Genomic DNA, 18,127 nt, shown 5'->3' on the forward strand with positions numbered 1-18,127 from the left:
AAAAAAGCTTGGTTAACTCAAATATAGTCGTTTTGTCTATACAATTTACAGTTTTGATGTATCATTTTATCGCTGATAACTAGATAGATTAGTATTAAGAGACAAAATTTGTAGTAGACAATCGTAGTCAGTTGATGATGACATAATAAAACAACAGACCAGTAAATCGGAGTTATCAAGCATGATTCAGCTATAATATTCAATCTAAAAACACAGTATTATGAAAAACGTTCTACTTCTCCTATGTCTGATTCCAACCCTCGCCCTTTCACAAACTCTTATGGAGGAAAATTTCGACAACTACGCTGATTATACGGGCATAACCGGCCCCAATGCCTACACTACAAACAATGGCTACGCGCCGGGTGCGGTTAGTAAGTGGGAGCTTGATGCCGGCAGTCTGGAACTGACCAGTGCCACAATGGACTACTTTTATGTAAATGTATCATCGGGTAATGGCGAGCTGCACGCCCGGGATATTGATGGTTCTGCCTACTTCACCAGTGAGTCCATCGACATCAGCACACAAACAGGTGAGGTAAGCCTTAAAATTGGCCACATAAACTTTAATGCTTTCACAACAGGTAACTTCGCCGGTAATGAATACATTGATGTATACTATTCTACCGATGCAGGAGCAAATTACACCCTCATACCCCATCAGGATGGTTCGGAGGCAACCAGCGGCCATACCTTTGCCAATGATGGCAACGAAGGCGTTGATTTCACCACTAGTCTGGACTATAGCTTCGATCCGGGTGCCGCAAACCACCTCATCCTCCGAATCAGAATGTATAACAACGGGGGTAACGAGCGCTTCGAACTTGACGATATATCCGTTGAGAGAAATACTGTTACACTGTGGTCGGAGGACTTTGACAGCTATGATGACAACTACGGTTACATTGGCATCGCCAGTCTTACACCTGATCAGGTTACACGTGGCGACTACCCACACCTGGTGAGCCAATGGAGTTTGAGCCCTGAGGATAATTTTAATAATCAGAATGATTATGCCGCAGTACGAAACGGGCGCCTGATATTTAATGATGTGGACAATCCGGTGAAGTTCGAAACCAGCAACATTGATATAAGTGGCGTATCCAGCCTGAGCTTTAGCTGTGACATCAGTGTAGGAAGCTCATTTGAAGGCGACGAATACCTTGATATTTACTATTCTACCGATGGTGGTAACACCTACCAGCTCGAAGGCAGTCCACATACCATACAGCCGGGAATTAACATTGAAGAGGGCAATACCCTTAGCTTTAACAAGTCTTTATCGGGGCTTAACGCCACTAATTTCAGGATTAAAATGGTAGCCTTTAACAACTCCAATGTGGAAGATTTCGAAATTGATAACCTCATAGTTGTCAACGATGCTGCAACCACCATTAGCAAGCAGTTTAATAAAGATGTACACATCCATCCCAACCCCATGACTGACAATCGCTTGCTCATCATCAACTCGCCGTCCACCGGCATTAAAAATATTACAATTTATAACACACTGGGATCTAAGGTATTTAGCACTAGCACCCTGACAGATCGTATTAACTTGCCATTCCTACAAAGCGGACACTATATATTCAGGATGGAGCAGGAAAATAAGACAGTTACAAAAAAGCTGATTATCAATTAAACACGAGGTGATAACCCTGCTACCGATTCCACTTTTTTTCAGGTAGTGGGGTTATTTATCCCTTGAAGACCTGCATTGAGCCTATCCCTTTACATTGACAAGATCTTTAATCTCAAATTGAAAAGTCTGGGAGAAATCTATCTTGAGCGAATCGAACTCCTCATCCATCACAAACTTATAACCCTCCACTTGCGCCGAGGGCAAAGGTGACTTTCCCTTGTTTATTTTACGGTAGGCTTTGACATCCTTACAAGCCGCTCGCTCAATGGCCACCAGACACTCCAGCGCTGTATTTTCATATATTTCGTAGTCGCTTTTAATATTTCGTAATATACCCATAATCGTTCTTACTTAATTGAAATTTTATCGTTGTTAAAATTAGCTCGACACGTCTTCATTGAATCGTGCTGTGACTTACTCCAGGTAACGCAGAAAGACGAGGCTTTCATTAGCTGCCATACCGTTTGGGTTGCATCCGGGTTTTCCTTCAGGAACAGGAATTCCCAAATCAGCATAATGCTGCACCCATCCATCGTGGAAGCTATCGCTGGAAGGATCAATAAAAGTCATAGGTGCCAGCTGAAAGATGCTATCCCCGCTAAATACTTCATATACAAATTCGGAGCAATAATAACCTTCATCCTCCATTAGATACGAATAGTTATAAGGCTGCCCCAATAAGCTATTCGCCAGACCCAGCGCCCGATCAACCGCTTTGGAATCGATGCCTCGAATGCGGTAATGACCCACCACTACAGCATCCTGACCAAACCTACAAAAATCAGCCAAGAGCTCTTTGCATACGCCCTTACCCGGTGCTGCGTGCAGCACCCACACGGTGTCCTGCTCCACCTCAACCACCCCAACATGCGTATAATGATGTGAACTATCGGTTTGCGTGACGGCATCAATCGCCTGCGACAAACTGCCATCGAGCTGACCGCGAAAGAGGATGTCACCATCCTTAAAAGCAAGCTGCTCATTAGTTGTGCTACAAGCCAAAGCACTCAGCATTAATATCATTACAAACAAAGCATACACGAGCCTGCCATACGGTTTCGAAACACTATTATCCCGATGCGGAGTTAAGTGGTAGTTTATAAACCCCTCCACGCCGCTCTTTCCAAAGGCTCTATATATTTCCATCTTCTGCATGAGCACAAAATTAGAATATTTACCTCAGCATCAACGATAGAATCTAGAGTTTATTACCCTAACCTGAACGAGCATAAACCAAAAAACACCCGAATTTCAATGCTTAGGCCCTAAGCTGACAAATCATCTTTATAAGCACTTAAAAAGCTTGCATAATAAACCAGCTTATTCAATATTTGTATGATGGGAGCTACTCTCCTTCTCATCCACTAACAGACTAACTGCTATGAGCCATAAGATCAACACAAGATGGTTACCCCTGTTTATCACTAACTTTCTGGGGGTGCTGAACGACAATTACCTTAAATATCTGGTATTTTACATTTCCACCACCTGGCTACTGAAAAATCAGGAAGCCATGGTACTAATGATTGCCCAGGTGGCATTTGTACTGCCATATATCGTGTTCTCGCCGATGGCGGGCAAACTGGCACGCGATCATTCCAAAGCAAAGATCATACAATACGCCAAGCTGTATGAGATACCCATTATGGGAGTAGCGGCGCTGGGATTCATCCTTAACAATATCATCATCACCATGCTGTCCGTCTTTCTGATGGGGTTACAAAGCTGCCTATTCTCACCAGCTAAATACGGCATTATCCGCGATATTGGGGGGCGAAAAGGTATACCCTTTGGCACCGGCGCCATGGAGATGCTCACATTTTTTGGTGTACTCACCGGTACTTACGTTGCGGGTCTTACTTCCGACCTTCGTTTGATTGATTCGGTGGCTGCCTATCGCACGCCTCTGTTATGCGCGGTACTGATGCTTCTAGCGTTAATCGGGTGGCTTACCAGTCGGAAGATACATCCGAAAGAGACCGTGCCCGATGAGGAGGAGCCCACTACGCTGAACCCCATACGTTTCTTTATCCAGTCGTTTCAATGGAGTCGACAGATAAAGGGTCTCAACACCGTAATCTTCTCATTGGCTACTTTTTGGGCCATTGGTTCCATCCTTCAACTAAACGTGGTATTTCACTGTCGTAATACCCTTAACCTATCGGATGCTATGTCCAGCACCATTATGGCACTTGTAGCCATCGGTATCGGAGCCGGCTGCTATGTAACCGGTGTTATCTCCAACAAACAGCTTAAGATGCACCTCGTCCCCATTGGCGGACTGGGCATGCTACTGTGCGTATCACTTATCTTCGTATTGAATCCTGCCACAACACTTTTCACGATACTCATAGTATTGACCGCCTTTTTTGCCGGTATGTTTAAAATACCACTCAATGCCTTTATTCAAGATCGGGTGCATGGCCGCAAGCTGGGCTTAATCCTGGCATATAACAACCTGACCCTATTTACCTTCATTCTGTTGTCAGCAGGCCTGTTCGGTGCGGTAGAGACCATTGCTAACTCGCTGACGGTTTTTGCTGCTGTGGCCGCCATCACCTTCACCATTGCGCTGCTAGCCTGGTGGCACATCCCCGGTGCAGGACGTGTTAAAATGTCATCCTAAAGCCCATTAATAGCATTTGTATGAAACAGCATCATCCTATTATAAAGCAACTTGCCAAGGTATTGTTTGCATTGGTCCGACTACTACTCAGCCTGCGCTATCGCGTGAAGGTGAAGGGGCAGCATGTACTAAAAACTGATGGATCTAAACTTATTTTACCCAACCACCAGGCCATTATCGACCCTATCCTGTTATTTGCCCAGCTTTACCGCTACACCACGGCCGTACCGGTTATCACGGCCAGTTATTACGACCTACCCGTGGCAAAGTTACTTTTTGGGGCATGGGGGGCCGTGCGGGTGAGCGATCTTGAAGCAGGCAGCCGAAATACCAATGTACTCACACAAATTATTACATCCCTTCGGAAAGGTTTGATGATGAACAAAAACATCGTTCTGTACCCCAGTGGACAGATTGCTGCCCAAGGTTACGAACGCATTATTAACAAGCAAAGTGCGCAACTGGGTGTATTGGAGGCACCGGATAAAACTGAAATCATTGCCGTGCGTATTAGCGGACTGTGGGGCAGCCGCTGGTCCCGCGCCTGGATGGGCCAATCACCCTCATTTTTCCCAACCGTGATTAAGTGCATCGGTATCATCCTGTCCAACTTGCTACTGTTCACTCCCCGGCGGACTGTTCACCTGGAGTTTATCGACATTAGCCATACGGCAAAAGAAGAAAGCATGAAAGGCCGCGCCGCCTTTAACCGTTACCTGGAGCAAGTATACAATCAATATGGAGAAGAAAGTGTGAGCTATGTGCGTTACCACTTTATGGCACCCCCTCTTAACCGGAACATACCCACCTCCATTGCTGGCTCTTTAACTGAGCAACACAAGCAACATACGTCAGGTCTTCAGACAATACCTCCCGAGGTATTTAATCAGGTGCGCAATTGCATTACTCAGGTACTAGATATTGATACTGCAAACATTAAAGCTGATCATTTTCTGCAATTAGATCTGGGTGCCGACTCACTGAATATTGTTGAAATCATCTCGGAGATAGAAAACCGTTTCCCGAATTTTTCAGCACCTGAGATAAACGCCATCCGTACCGTTCACGACTTATGCCTGGTGGCCATGGGACAATTTAAGAGGGATGAGGACCTGAAACCCTCCTACCTTGATCGTCCTTTGAGCAGCATTGGGCGACTGGAAGTTACAACTGAGGGTACCATACTTGAGCAGATGATTGCAACATTTTCTCGCAATGGCGCAGATCCTTTTTGCTACGATGCCATGTTGGGCACTACTACCCGCAAACAATTTTTTCTGAAGGCCTGTGTGGTGGCACAATACATCAAAGGCAGGTGCCACGAACCAAACATTGGTATTATGCTTCCGGCTCTTCAGAGCACTACGCTACTAATTGCAGCCTGTTATCTAGCAGGCAAAGTTCCGGTGATGCTCAACTGGACAGTGGGCCCCAAAGTGCTACTTCACTGCGTTGAAACGGCCGGCGTATCAACCATTCTATCTGCCGGCCCTTTTGTGGAGAAGATAGACGAACAACTACCACCGGCCATCAAAGCCAAAATCCTCTTTCTGGAAAGGGAAATTCCCAAAATTAAGCTGGGAACAAAGTTAAGAGGAGCGCTAACAGCGCGTTTTCCCAACCTCTTCATCAAAAAGAGCAAACAACAATCCACGGCGGTCATTCTCTTTACCTCCGGAAGCGAAGCCATGCCCAAAGCGGTTCCTTTATCGCATCATAACATCATTAGCAACCTGTCGGCTGCCTTTCAAATGCTTACTGTCAGTAATAACCTTACCTTTTTATCTTTCTTACCACCCTTCCACAGCTTCGGCTTCACTGTTCTCAACATCATGCCGCTAATTACGGGCGCAAAAGTAGGCTATACGCCCAACCCCACTGATGCCCGCGAAGTTTTACGCATCCTGAAACACATCAAGGCCAATGTACTGGTGGGCACACCCGGATTTCTGAAACTATTACTGGCCGACACAGCAACAGCTACCTATGCCTTTAAGACCGTTGAATTCGCCATATCCGGTGCTGAAGCCATGCCCAACTCCCTGAAAGAACAGTTTGAGACCGTGACCAATGGTGGCCTTATTCTGGAAGGCTACGGCATCACCGAATGTTCACCCGTACTGACCCTTAACCCTGAAAACAGGCAAAAACCAGGCAGTGTGGGTAAATTCCTGCCGGGCATAGCAGCAAGAATCCTCGATATAGAGCGCCATACCAAGGTGCCGGTCGGCACTGCGGGCATGATCTATGTGAAAGGACCCAATGTATTTAACGGCTACCTCAAAGCTCCTGAGCTGCAGCCCTTCGAGCGCATTGAAGGTGAAAAGTGGTACAAAACCGGCGATCTGGGATATCTCGACGAAGATGGATATTTGTTTATCACGGGGCGTCTGAAGCGCTTTATCAAAATAGCCGGTGAGATGATTAGCCTGCCCTTTATTGAGCAAATACTGCTGGAAAAGTACGGCAGTGAAGAAACCACGGTGTTGGCTGTAGAGGGCAATGACGAGTGTCAGCCGCCTCGCATCGCCCTGTTCTGCACCATACCCCTTAATCTGGAGGAAGTAAATGCCTATCTCCTGCAAAAGGGTGTGGCACCCATCGCCAAGTTAAGAGAGAAAATTTCGCTTGATTTCATTCCCCTGTTGGGTACCGGTAAAACAGATTACAAAATACTCAGAAATATGCTGAGATAAACACGTGGACATATAAATTCAAAAGAGGCACGCCATGATGGCATGCCTCTTTATTTTTACAAAAAATATAATGATTAGAATACGGGCTCAATACTAAAAGAGAACTCATAATCAGTGGCCGGCAAAGTGTATTGCTCATAAGGCTTGGCACCCCATGAATTATCACCGGCAACACCCATCTGTTTCAGGTCGAAGGTAACAAACACACCATCCTGCTTCACAATATCATTCAGGTGTTTATTCTCCTGATGCGTCTCCTGATCAAAGTCTTCGATAGGATTGTGCAAAGCCGAAAAGCCAAGGGTTGGCGTACCGCTTATCTTCAGTCCCCATCCATCATTGGTGCGCAGCTCAAACCAACGCACATCGGTCTTATAACCATTTTCCTGCGGACGCACATAAGGCTCATACTGATTCTCTACCTTATCGTTATAGAGTCCCACAAAGGCGCTATGGTCGCGATCCCAATAATTCTCGTGGGGGCCACGGCCAAAGTACTTCAGATTATCAAATTCAACGGGCAGCTCCATGCGCAAGCCAAAGCGAGGCAGATCCGGTAAACCTTCCTTACCCACTTTCAACTGCGAGGTAACATACATACGCCCGTTACCTTGCACCTTGTAAGTAATCTTCTGAGTAGATTCAACAGCAGGTATTTTCAGTTCAACCACTACGGTGGCAGCTTCCTTTCTTACCTCGCCCAAAGTTACGGCAGTCACCTCTACATTTTTAGAGGCCTCGCGCCAGATTCCCAGGCGACCGATCATGTTGCTGCCTTTGTCATTATCATTTGGGGCACGCCAGAAGTTAACGGCTGGTCCCTTCTGAATGAGATCCGTTCCGTTAGCCACCCAACGAACAATGCTACCACTTTCTTTATCGAAAGTAATATTGAAATTTTCACCGGTAATAACAATATCAGCCTCATTATCATTGGCAGATAGCGGAGCGTTATACTCTCCCATAGCGATAGGATGCACGGGCACCGGCAGGGCAAACTGCTCGTGTGCCACCTCATGACCTTCGGCAAGGATGGAAGTAGGCTGCTTTAGACGCACCGAGAAATCGATGAAATATTCACAGTCGGTCTGTCCTTTCACACGGGGTAAATCCAATGTTACCACTTTGCTTTCGTGGGGTTGCAGATCCACATCAACAAAGCCATGGTGCAGCTCACGTCCGTTTTCACTGATGCTCCAACGGATATCGTAGTTCTCCAGGGTGATGAAATCGTGGTAGTTACTGATCTTAAACTGTCCGAATGGCAAGCCCTCATTGCTGAAACGCACGTATTGATACACGTATTTCACTTCCCAAAGACCCGGCTGAGGCGTCATATCAGGATAGATAACACCGTTACACACAAAGTTATCATCGCTTGGCATATTCTCTCCATAGTCACCACCGTAAGTCCAGTAAGGACAGCCTTCTTCGTCATGCTCCAGCAAGCCCTGGTCAATCCAGTCCCAGATATAACCACCCTGCAACTGACGATTTGTACGGTCGTAAATAACATCCCACAAATCCATCAGGTTACCGGTACTGTTACCCATAGCATGCGCATACTCACTCATAATCATAGGCTTAGTCTGATGCTTGGAAGCATAGTGCTTCAAATACTGAGCACCCGGGTATTGCGGACAGAAGATATCAGTATTGTCCCCCATCTCAGCGCGTTCGTAATGAACCGGACGTGAAGGGTCGCGGTGTTTGATCCACTTATAAACAGCCGTGAAGTTCTCACCATCGCCGGCCTCGTTACCCATTGACCATACGATAATACAAGGATGGTTCTTACTGCGCTCCACCATGCGAATGTTGCGGTCGAGGTGCGCCTCTTTCCACTCGGGATTTTTAGCCAGTGAGTATTTACCGTAGTACATACCGTGCGATTCAATATTGGCCTCATCCGTTACATACAAACCATGCTCATCGCACAACTCGTAGAAGCGTGGATGTGTTGGATAATGCGAGTTACGCACTGCATTGATATTAAACTGCTTCATTAGCATAATCTCATGCAGCATATCCTCTTCGTTCACCACGTGGCCGGTATGCTGGTTATGCTCATGACGGTTCACTCCTTTAATCAGCACCTCAACACCATTCACAAAGAACACATCATCAATAATTTCCACCTTGCGGAAGCCCACCTTGGTAGATACAATCTGGCGATTCCCTTTTGTGTCGTGCAACTCCAGCACCAAAGTGTATAAGTTGGGTGTTTCGGCTGTCCATTTCAGGGGCTTATCAATGGTTTTATCAAAGCGCAATTGCAGCTTTTCTTTCTTATGAATACCGGCTTTCAATGTTTCTTTGGCTACCACTTTCTGTTGGCTGTCAAAAAGCTGATAGGTCAACTGATAGTTACCTGAACGCAGTCCTTTCACATGGTTCTTCAGATCCACATCGATGGACAGTTTACCATTGGTGTAGTTCTCATCCAGGTCAGCATTTACAAAGAAATCGCGGATGCGCACCTTGGGTGTTGAGTAGATGCACACATCTCGCTCAATACCACTGATTCGCCAAAAATCCTGACACTCCAGGTAGGAACCATCGCTCCAGCGATACACCTCAACAGCCACTGTGTTCTCACCTTTCTGCAAATACTTGGTGATATCCCACTCAGCCTCGGTTTTACTGCCCTGACTGTAGCCCACTTTTTTACCATTCACCCAAATATAAAAAGCCGATTTAACAGCGCCAAACTTGATAAATACCTGACGTCCGTCCCAGCTTTGTGGAACGGTAAAACTACGACGATACGAACCCACAGGGTTATAATCGTGTGGTACCTGACCAGGATTGGCCGGATATATTTTATCCACAAACTTAATCTCGTCGGAAACCGGGGCTTTATAACTGGCAAACTCATACTGATGATTACAGTAAATAGGTATTCCATAACCTTCTAACTCCCAGTTTGCAGGCACTTTAATGTCATCCCAAGCACTCACATCATACGAAGGTTTGTAGAAATCAACCGGACGATCGGCCGGCTTGCGCACCCAGTTAAATTTCCAGGTTCCATTGAGACTCTTATAGTAAACTGATGCCGTATGCTTCTTTGTCAACGCATTTTCAATGGTGGCAAAGTTCATCATAGCGGCATGTGGCTCTTCTTTGTTCTGGTTGAACATCTTCGGATTTTCCCAATCCTGCTTCTCTTTTGCTGTTGCCGGAGGGCCAACAAGCAGGGCTGCCAGTATCAACAGCCCAATTTGCTTTATTAGTATCATTTTTCTTCTTCTTTTTTAAATAAGTACTTAACCAACCGTTAACTGACCTTTAGAGTCAGCCTTTTTAAGGTTACGTACTCCGGTTGTACCACCCCCTTTTAGTGTTATCTCAAGTGGCGCATTGGTTTTCCATGCACCGCGTGTAAAATCAGGTATATCAATAGGTTTAGAACCATTGGCGATAGACCACTCACTCAATGGTGTGATACAACTCCAGGCAGCGGCATCGTATACGTCCATATCCATTGGCAGTCCGTTGCGCAAGCAATCAATCAGGCGCCAATCCATGATAAAGTCCATACCACCATGGCCACCTACCTGCTTAGCCATATCACCTACGCGGCGTACAATCTCGGGGGTATACTTATCCCACAGCTCCTTCATTTTGGCTTCGTCAGCCACGCTATGCCCAAAGGCAATGTGCTGCAGTGGCCATTTTTGTGCAAAACACTTGGTACCGCTCAACATGTGAATGCGCGAGTATGGACGGGGTGAGCTGATGTCGTGCTGTATCATAATGGTACGCCCTTTTACGGTACGAATCATCTGCATATCCATATTACCCCGCATCTCTTTGCCCACAAATTGCTGCAGATCCGGACGATCAGGAGCTAGCTCCTTAATGCGCTGTGCCAGTGTGAAATCATCCGACATCATAGCAGTTAGATAATCCATACGATCGCCCCGGTTAATGTCCATGGCCTGACAGATAGGTCCCAGACCGTGGGTTGGGTACACATTGGCCTTACGGGTATTTTCGTGCAGGCGCCACAACTTATCGTAGGCACCATCACCGCCCGGTTTATTATCCTGAGGCTTGTTAAAGTGCCAGTAATCCAGATCGTGAATATAAGCACCTTCGCCATGCACCAGGTCACCAAACACACCCTGACGCGCCATATTCAATGTCAGCAGCTCGAAGAAGTCGTAGCAGCAGTTCTCAAGAATCACACAGTGCTTTTTGGTTTGCTCCGATACTTCAACCATCTCCCAGCACTCATCCATGGTTTTAGCGGTTGATACCTCAACAGCAGCATGCTTATCGCCCTTCATGGAGGCGATAGCTACAGGCACGTGCCATTCCCATGGTGTAGCAATGTACACCAGATCCACCAGGTTACTGTTACATAAATCTTTAAAAGCGGTATCACTACCCGTAAACTCTTTGGCTTTTGGCATGCCGGCATCGCTCAATATCTTTTGTGCACCATCCAGGGCAGCTTGTCGGGTATCGCAAATGGCGGTTACCTCAACCCCTTCAATATGTGTCATGCGTTTCACGGCGGGGGTGCCGCGGTCACCAATACCTACAAATCCCACACGTACCTTATCCAGCTTTGGCGCTGCATAGCCACACATGTTAAAATTCATTTTAGGAGTGCGCTCAGCCTGCTCACGAATGTAAGCTACCTGCTCTTTCTCGCGAGAGTTGCTTGCACATGCTGTCAAAGGAGCTGCTGTAACAACTCCGGCCCCAAGGGCCATACTTTTTAGAAATGATCGTCTGTCGGATGCCATAATACTTATTTTAGTTTATTTATATTGTTAACTACCAAGGCAGCTATCTGTTATTCGCTAAATATTATTTTCTATCTCTGATGGTTTCAAAGTGCTTCATCATCGTTGCCACACGCTCGGGATGTTCAGCGGCCACATCGTGCTGCTGCGCCGGGTCACTGGCTAAATTATAAAGTTGAGGCTCAGTTGAAAAACCAGTTTCCATATCTACACCCCAGGGTACTTTTTTACTTCCTTCGTAAGGGGGTATCAATACCCATCCTTCCTCGTGATAGGCAAGTTTACGTTGCAGGCCTTCGGTTATATACTGTGTGCGTCCTTCATCAGAGCGACCGGTAAGCACCGGCAACAGCATCTTACTATCCGGCCCCTTGTTTTCGCTTCCCAGCATCTGGGCAAAGCAGCCAAAGAAATCCACTTGCGATATCATTGCATCGGATACTCCGGGCTCAATCTCTCCTTTCCATCGGGCAATAAACGGAACACGGGTACCGGCATCGTACAGACTGTATTTACCGCCTCTTAAGTTACCCCATGGCCTATGATCACCCAACAATTCCTCCGCCTGATCCTTGTAACCATCATCGATAACAGGCCCATTATCACTGGAGAAAATAACAAGTGTATTTTCTGACAAACCTAGCTCATCAAGTGTTTTAAGAAACTCGCTAACACACCAATCGGCCTCTAGGATGGCATCACCCCGTGGCCCCATGCCTGATTTTCCGGCAAAGCGGGGATTTGGAACGCGCGGAACGTGTGGCTGATGCAGGGTGTAAAACAGGAAAAAAGGCTTATCCTGATTATCGCTGACGAACTGCCGCGCCTTATCAAGGAAGTTGTCAGCCATGTCTTCATCTACCCATAAGGCTGATTTACCACCCTTCATATAACCAATGCGCGAGATGCCATTGGTAATGCTCTTATTATGCCCATGGCTGGGATGGATCTTCAACAACTCAGGATTATCTTTACCGGTGGGCTCTCCCTCAAAATTTTTATAATAGTTCACCTCAATAGGATCACTCTTATCCAGATTCACCACATTGCCATCCTCAACATAGACCGTAGGGACACGATCGTTGGTAGCTGCCATAATATAGGAGTAATCGAAACCAACCGCATTGGCACCCAGTGCAATATGCTCGTTCCAATTGACAAAGCCATCCCCCAGGCCAAGGTGCCATTTACCCACTACACCGGTTGTATAGCCGTTCTCCTTAAAAAGTTTGGGTAGGGTAGCGGCCGCTGTATCAATCAGCAAGGCAGCATTGCCGGGAAGCACAGCTGCTCTCTTATTGCGCCAGGGATACTCACCCGTTAGCAGGCTATAGCGACTAGGGGTACAGGTAGCAGCGGTAGCATAGCCTCTTGAGAAACGAATACCTTCTTCGGCCATTTTATCGATTCCCGGAGTATTAAGCGTTCCTGCTTCATAACAACTCACATCACCAATTCCCAGGTCATCGGTGTAAATAATCACCACATTAGGTGTTTTTGGGCTTTGTGGGGTGCAGGCAGCGATCATAAGCATCACCAACACGCCGAATAAGCCAAACATGGATTTAATCATAATTTGTGATTTTTTCAAACAATTAAAAGTAAATAGTACTTTTATTTGCACCAAAAATACATTTTTCGCTTTAAAAACGAAATGAAAGAATAAGATCTTTCATTTGGGCATCTTATTTTTATTTAATCTTTCTATTCGAAACCTATTGAAATAAATTTAGATGAGCCAAAAACATATTATTCACTTTCATTAACAAATGCTTTGGCTCATCTAAAATTAAGCTTAAAATTTAAAAATATCAGATTCTACACGACTCGTGCTAAATAATTCCTTCACTTTAGCAATCACCTCAGGATGCTTGTCGGCAAGGTTATTGGTCTCACCCGGATCTTCTGTAACATCATATAACTCAATGGGGGCATCGGGGTTTTTACTAATACCATACTGAACGGCTTTCCATTTACCCATACGAATGGCTTTACGTCCTCCCAAAACATGAAACTCCCAATAGAGATAATCATGTTCTTTTTGTTTTCCCTGAGCCGTCAATGTGGGCAAGATAGAGATACCATCTATCCCCTCGGGTGCCTTAGTACCAGCAATTTCAGCAAAGGTTGGCATCATGTCCCAAAAGGCCGATATGTGATCCGACTGTTTTCCGGCAGGAATTGTGCCCGGCCAGCTGGCAATAAAAGGCACGCGTATGCCCCCTTCATACAAATCGCGTTTATACCCCTTGAAAGGTCCATTGCTGTTAAAATAGTCGGGCTGAGCGCCACCTTCCTTATGCGGGCCATTATCCGAAGTGAAAATAATAATGGTATTATCGGCAATCCCCAGTTCTTCTACCTTAGCAACAATCTCGCCTACCTGTTCATCGAGCAGATGAACCATGGCTGCAAAAGCAGCATGTGACTCAGGCTGCGATCCATAACCACCCATACGAAATGCCGGACCTTCATCTACGCCACGATAGTTATGTTCGGGATCAAACTTACCGCGATACTTGGCAATGTACTCCTCAGGAGCAAATAACTCGGCATGAGGAATGATAGAAGGCACATAACAGAAGAAAGGCTGATTACTATTCTCCTCAATAAACTCAAGTGTTTTTTCATGAATGAGCTGAGGTGCATAAGTACCGGTAGCTGTCCCTGCATTGCCCTTTAACACCAGGCTATCCTGGTTATCGCGCAAAAACCATGGATAGTAATTATGCCCGATACGCTGACAGTTATAACCAAAGAAACGGTCGAAGCCCTGATTATTAGCATCTCCCTCAGAGCCTGGATAACCCAATCCCCATTTACCAAAAGCACCGGTGGCATAACCCTGATCCTTAAGTAATTCGGCAAGTGTATAAATCTCACCGGCAAGAGGATGCTGCCCCTCAGGACTAATCTCCTTATTACCCCGTATATAGGTGTGTCCGGTATGCATCCCGGTCATCAGTGTTGAGCGCGAGGGGGCACAAACGGTACTGCCAGAATAGTGCTGTGTAAAAAGCATACCATTCTCAGCAAGCTTATCAATATTGGGCGTTGAAAATTTTGTTTGTCCATAGCAACTTAAGTCACCATACCCCAAATCATCGGCCAAAATAAAAATGATATTGGGTTCCTGTGTGCTTCCGGATTTAGCACAAGATGTGTTAATAGTTAGTATTACTGCAAGGCTAAGCAAGCAAAAAATGCGGTTTATTTTCACCTTCATAATTTATGTGTTTTATTCTGTAATTTTCTTATACACTCTTACATAATCAAATAGCACCTGATCGGGGAATTCAGCTTTTTGATAATCGCCTCCCCAACCTGTCAGTTCTGCACTTAAAATCATGTACTCAGCAATGTGCGAGATGGCCTCGCTGGTGCGCCAGGTTTCTACTCCATCAACATAAAAGATATACTCATTGGGATTCCATTCCAGACCAAAAGTATGGTAGCCCTTGTTCAAGCCGTTAATTTTTCGCTTGGTACCCGTGCTTTTATGCTTTTGCTGATATCCGTTCCAATGCAGATTATGGTAAACAAATTCTCGCCCTTCAGCGATGTGATACTCGAATATATCTATCTCGGTTCCGAACTCCTTTGGATTGTCTTTTTCCTCATGGATAGTAGGTGATTGCAACCAGAAAGCTACATGAGGTCCCGGCTGAGAATTCATTTGTGCCCGGCACTCAAAATATCCAAACGTGGTTAAATAAGTATTCTGCGTGGCAATTTGACCAATCGTATATAGACTGTCCTTCTTACAGACTTGAATTACTAAGTTTCCTTTACCATCAACAAAACAATTTTCCTCATGCACATAGCCTACATTCCGTTTGTTACCCGTATCACGATAATTCCATTTAAGAGTATCTATTGCTGTGCCATTAAATTCATCGTTCCAGTGTAACCGATAATTATCTTTAATATGCGATGGTGTCTGTGCTTTTATCGCACTAATACTTACTACCACCGACAATAAAATTACTAAGCTAACTTTACTCATGACTACTCATTTATTAGCCATGCAGCCCTCTGAATAATTCCAAAAAGCTGCATCGCATAAATCGTTTAATGACTTAGACAGCTGTTTAGATTCATATCTGTTCCCTGATCATCCTTTAATGCAAACCTTAGGTCACCACCGCCACCGCCTTCAAAATAAAGAACTTTAATGGGGTAATTACCTTTCTTCAGTGCAAGACTTGCTTTCTTATAGCGCATACCATGATAGCCGTCGTTATCAATTACCACTTCCCCATTCAACAGAAATTGGGAGCCATCGTCGGAACCCAGAATAAACTGATATAAACCATCTTGATCGATGCTTAAAACGCCTTCGAAGGCCAAGCCAAAATGTACATTACCGGCAGATTCAGGAACTGTTATCCCTTTCATTACCAGCATCTCACCGTCTGCTTCATCCACAGCCTTACAAGTGGCAAACTCTCCCTTCACCAATTTCACTTCTACTCCTTTGGAAGCACCCACCGAAGCAGTTCCTTCAATGAAAGAAAGTCGTTTGGCAGGCACTTCCAGCACCTTGCTGCTACGACCGCGCGCATCGATGGCCACGGCTTTAATCGTACCTTCTTCCGACACCTTAATGGCTCCCTGATAGGGCGAAGAGGCGGCTGTTGGCGTGGTTCCATCAGTGGTATAATATAATGCAGCTGCCACAGCATTGTCGGTCAGCTCCAGAACTCCCTCATCTATAAACTCAACAATTTCAACAGAAGGAGCGGGCATCAGTACCTTATCAAAGTAGTTAACATTCATCACGTCCAAACGCTTAAAATGACCTTGTAGCCGTTTGGCAAATGCACTGTAGTCGCGCTTTTCAAAAGGTAACCAGCCCACCTCGGCAATGGCACAGGCACGTGGGTAAGTCATGTACTCTACATAGCTACTTTCAGGCATGTATTCTGTCCATACATTGCCCTGCACACCAATAATATGCTTTGCTTCCTCCTCGCTAAGTTCACCAGCCATCGGATTGTAGGAATACACTTTACTAAGAGGCAGGTAACCACCAATGGCAAGGGGATCTTCCTTAGGATCGTTCTGATAATAATCGAGGTAAAAATGGGTATTGGGTGTCATCACTACATTGTGGCCTTGCTTGGCTGCGGCTTCGCCACCTTTGATGCCGCGCCACGACATTACTGTGGCGTTAGGTGCCAAACCACCCTCCAGTATCTCATCCCAACCAATGATATCGCGATCATGCTCATTCAAAAACTTCTCAATGCGATGGATAAAATAACTCTGCAACTCATGGGCATCCTTGCATCCTTCAACCTTCATGCGTTTTTTACACTTGGGGCAGGTCTTCCAACGATCCTTAGGGCACTCATCGCCTCCAATATGAATGTATTTAGAGGGGAAGATATCCATTACCTCCAGCAATACGTCTTCAAGGAAAGTAAAGACCTCCTCATTACCTGCACAATATACTTCTTTGAAAATGCCCCACTTTTTAGCTACTTTATAGGGTCCACCAGTACAGCCCAACTCAGGATAGGCCGTGAGGGCAGCCTGAGCATGGCCGGGTAGCTCAATCTCAGGTATTACAGTAATAAAGCGGTCGGCAGCATATTTTACAATTTCGCGTGCCTGCTCTTGTGTGTAATAACCGCCATAACGCTTTCCATCATATTTATGCTCGCCTACACCCAGATGACCCACCAGCGTCTCGTCACGATAGGCTGCAACTTCAGCCAGACGGGGGTATTTTTTAATTTCCAGGCGCCATCCCTGATCTTCTGTCAGGTGCCAGTGAAAAACATTCATCTTGTGCAAGGCCAGCAAGTCGATGTATTTCTTTATAAAATCCACGGGGTAAAAATGACGCCCTACATCCAGGTGCAAGCCCCGGTATGAGAAGTTGGGCGCATCATTGATGCTAACAGCAGGAATGCTGAAGTCGAGATCACTAACTTGTGTTTTAGACTCCATTTCTGCAGGCAGTAACTGACGTAGGGTTTGGAAACCATAAAACAGCCCCACCGGATTATTGGCTTTAACTACAATACCTCTTGGACTCACCTGCAGTTTATAACTGCCTTCAACGCCATCTATGGCTTTATCTTCCACAAAAAGGATGGCACCGATTACTGCCTTGGCGTTGGGAGCTGCCTCAACGGAAAGCTGGAGTCCGCTTGCCGGAGCAATGAAATCAGCGAACGATTGTGCCACAAAACGTGTGTTCTCTCCACCGGCATACAGCACTTTTGTATCCTCATGCAGCTTAAAAGCACCACTCTGTGGGCTTAATTCCTGCGGATAAGGCACCAGATTATAGGTGTTACTTTTTTCTGTGCATCCGAGTGCCAGCAGCATAAGGCCGGCCATCAGAAACATACTCAATTTTTTCATTTTACTTCTGTTTAGTTGTTTATGA

At 45.7% G+C, this 18,127-nt stretch carries 11 protein-coding genes; 3 read left to right on the plus strand and 8 right to left on the minus strand.

The genetic code is table 11. The annotated features are described in order from the left end of the window. The first annotated feature begins 220 nt into the window (after positions 1-220). Positions 221-1,642 (plus strand): T9SS type A sorting domain-containing protein, encoded by a 1,422-nt coding sequence (locus ACRD7A_RS10690; RefSeq protein WP_430811015.1) that lies wholly within the window; start codon positions 221-223, stop codon positions 1,640-1,642. 81 nt (positions 1,643-1,723) lie between these two features. Here ACRD7A_RS10690 and ACRD7A_RS10695 read toward each other — a convergent pair whose 3' ends face one another. After that, positions 1,724-1,981, minus strand: a complete 258-nt coding sequence (locus ACRD7A_RS10695; RefSeq protein ID WP_430811014.1) for a hypothetical protein — start codon at positions 1,979-1,981, stop codon at positions 1,724-1,726. Between the two features lie 75 nt (positions 1,982-2,056). Then, positions 2,057-2,797, minus strand: coding sequence for a YiiX/YebB-like N1pC/P60 family cysteine hydrolase (locus tag ACRD7A_RS10700; RefSeq protein WP_430811013.1), 741 nt, complete (start codon positions 2,795-2,797; stop codon positions 2,057-2,059). 226 nt (positions 2,798-3,023) lie between these two features. Between ACRD7A_RS10700 and ACRD7A_RS10705 the strand changes: the two genes are divergently transcribed. Further along, on the plus strand, positions 3,024-4,268 hold the full coding sequence (locus ACRD7A_RS10705) for an MFS transporter (RefSeq protein WP_430811012.1): 1,245 nt from the start codon (positions 3,024-3,026) through the stop codon (positions 4,266-4,268). A 20-nt stretch (positions 4,269-4,288) separates the two neighbouring features. Next, a complete protein-coding gene (locus ACRD7A_RS10710; RefSeq protein WP_430811011.1) occupies positions 4,289-6,964 on the plus strand; it encodes an AMP-binding protein in 2,676 nt (891 codons plus the stop codon). 74 nt (positions 6,965-7,038) lie between these two features. On the opposite strand, the gene lacZ is transcribed toward ACRD7A_RS10710, so the two are convergent. The 6 genes from lacZ to ACRD7A_RS10740 form a co-directional block, all read right to left on the minus strand. Continuing rightward, a complete protein-coding gene (gene lacZ / locus ACRD7A_RS10715) occupies positions 7,039-10,206 on the minus strand; it encodes a beta-galactosidase, LacZ type (RefSeq protein ID WP_430811010.1) in 3,168 nt (1,055 codons plus the stop codon). Between the two features lie 27 nt (positions 10,207-10,233). Beyond that, on the minus strand, positions 10,234-11,724 hold the full coding sequence (locus ACRD7A_RS10720; protein ID WP_430811009.1) for a Gfo/Idh/MocA family protein: 1,491 nt from the start codon (positions 11,722-11,724) through the stop codon (positions 10,234-10,236). 64 nt (positions 11,725-11,788) lie between these two features. Beyond that, positions 11,789-13,297, minus strand: coding sequence for a sulfatase-like hydrolase/transferase (locus ACRD7A_RS10725; protein WP_430811008.1), 1,509 nt, complete (start codon positions 13,295-13,297; stop codon positions 11,789-11,791). A gap of 222 nt (positions 13,298-13,519) precedes the next feature. After that, on the minus strand, positions 13,520-14,950 hold the full coding sequence (locus ACRD7A_RS10730; protein ID WP_430811007.1) for an arylsulfatase: 1,431 nt from the start codon (positions 14,948-14,950) through the stop codon (positions 13,520-13,522). A gap of 12 nt (positions 14,951-14,962) precedes the next feature. Then, positions 14,963-15,730 carry a glycoside hydrolase family 16 protein gene (locus ACRD7A_RS10735; RefSeq protein ID WP_430811006.1) on the minus strand — a complete coding sequence of 256 codons (768 nt, stop codon included), beginning with the start codon at positions 15,728-15,730 and terminating at the stop codon, positions 14,963-14,965. 65 nt (positions 15,731-15,795) lie between these two features. Further along, on the minus strand, positions 15,796-18,102 hold the full coding sequence (locus ACRD7A_RS10740; RefSeq protein ID WP_430811005.1) for a family 20 glycosylhydrolase: 2,307 nt from the start codon (positions 18,100-18,102) through the stop codon (positions 15,796-15,798). Between the last annotated feature and the right edge of the window lie 25 nt (positions 18,103-18,127).

The organism is Carboxylicivirga longa, from assembly GCF_050589825.1.
GTDB classification, from domain to species: domain Bacteria; phylum Bacteroidota; class Bacteroidia; order Bacteroidales; family Marinilabiliaceae; genus Carboxylicivirga; species Carboxylicivirga longa.

Coding starts and splice junctions, on each gene's coding strand:
- ACRD7A_RS10690 (WP_430811015.1), top strand. CDS start 221: ATGAAAAACGTTCTACTTCTCCTATGTCTGATTCCAACCCTCGCCCTT.
- ACRD7A_RS10695 (WP_430811014.1), bottom strand. CDS start 1,981: ATGGGTATATTACGAAATATTAAAAGCGACTACGAAATATATGAAAAT.
- ACRD7A_RS10700 (WP_430811013.1), bottom strand. CDS start 2,797: ATGCAGAAGATGGAAATATATAGAGCCTTTGGAAAGAGCGGCGTGGAG.
- ACRD7A_RS10705 (WP_430811012.1), top strand. CDS start 3,024: ATGAGCCATAAGATCAACACAAGATGGTTACCCCTGTTTATCACTAAC.
- ACRD7A_RS10710 (WP_430811011.1), top strand. CDS start 4,289: ATGAAACAGCATCATCCTATTATAAAGCAACTTGCCAAGGTATTGTTT.
- lacZ (WP_430811010.1), bottom strand. CDS start 10,206: ATGATACTAATAAAGCAAATTGGGCTGTTGATACTGGCAGCCCTGCTT.
- ACRD7A_RS10720 (WP_430811009.1), bottom strand. CDS start 11,724: ATGGCATCCGACAGACGATCATTTCTAAAAAGTATGGCCCTTGGGGCC.
- ACRD7A_RS10725 (WP_430811008.1), bottom strand. CDS start 13,297: ATGATTAAATCCATGTTTGGCTTATTCGGCGTGTTGGTGATGCTTATG.
- ACRD7A_RS10730 (WP_430811007.1), bottom strand. CDS start 14,950: ATGAAGGTGAAAATAAACCGCATTTTTTGCTTGCTTAGCCTTGCAGTA.
- ACRD7A_RS10735 (WP_430811006.1), bottom strand. CDS start 15,730: ATGAGTAAAGTTAGCTTAGTAATTTTATTGTCGGTGGTAGTAAGTATT.
- ACRD7A_RS10740 (WP_430811005.1), bottom strand. CDS start 18,102: ATGAAAAAATTGAGTATGTTTCTGATGGCCGGCCTTATGCTGCTGGCA.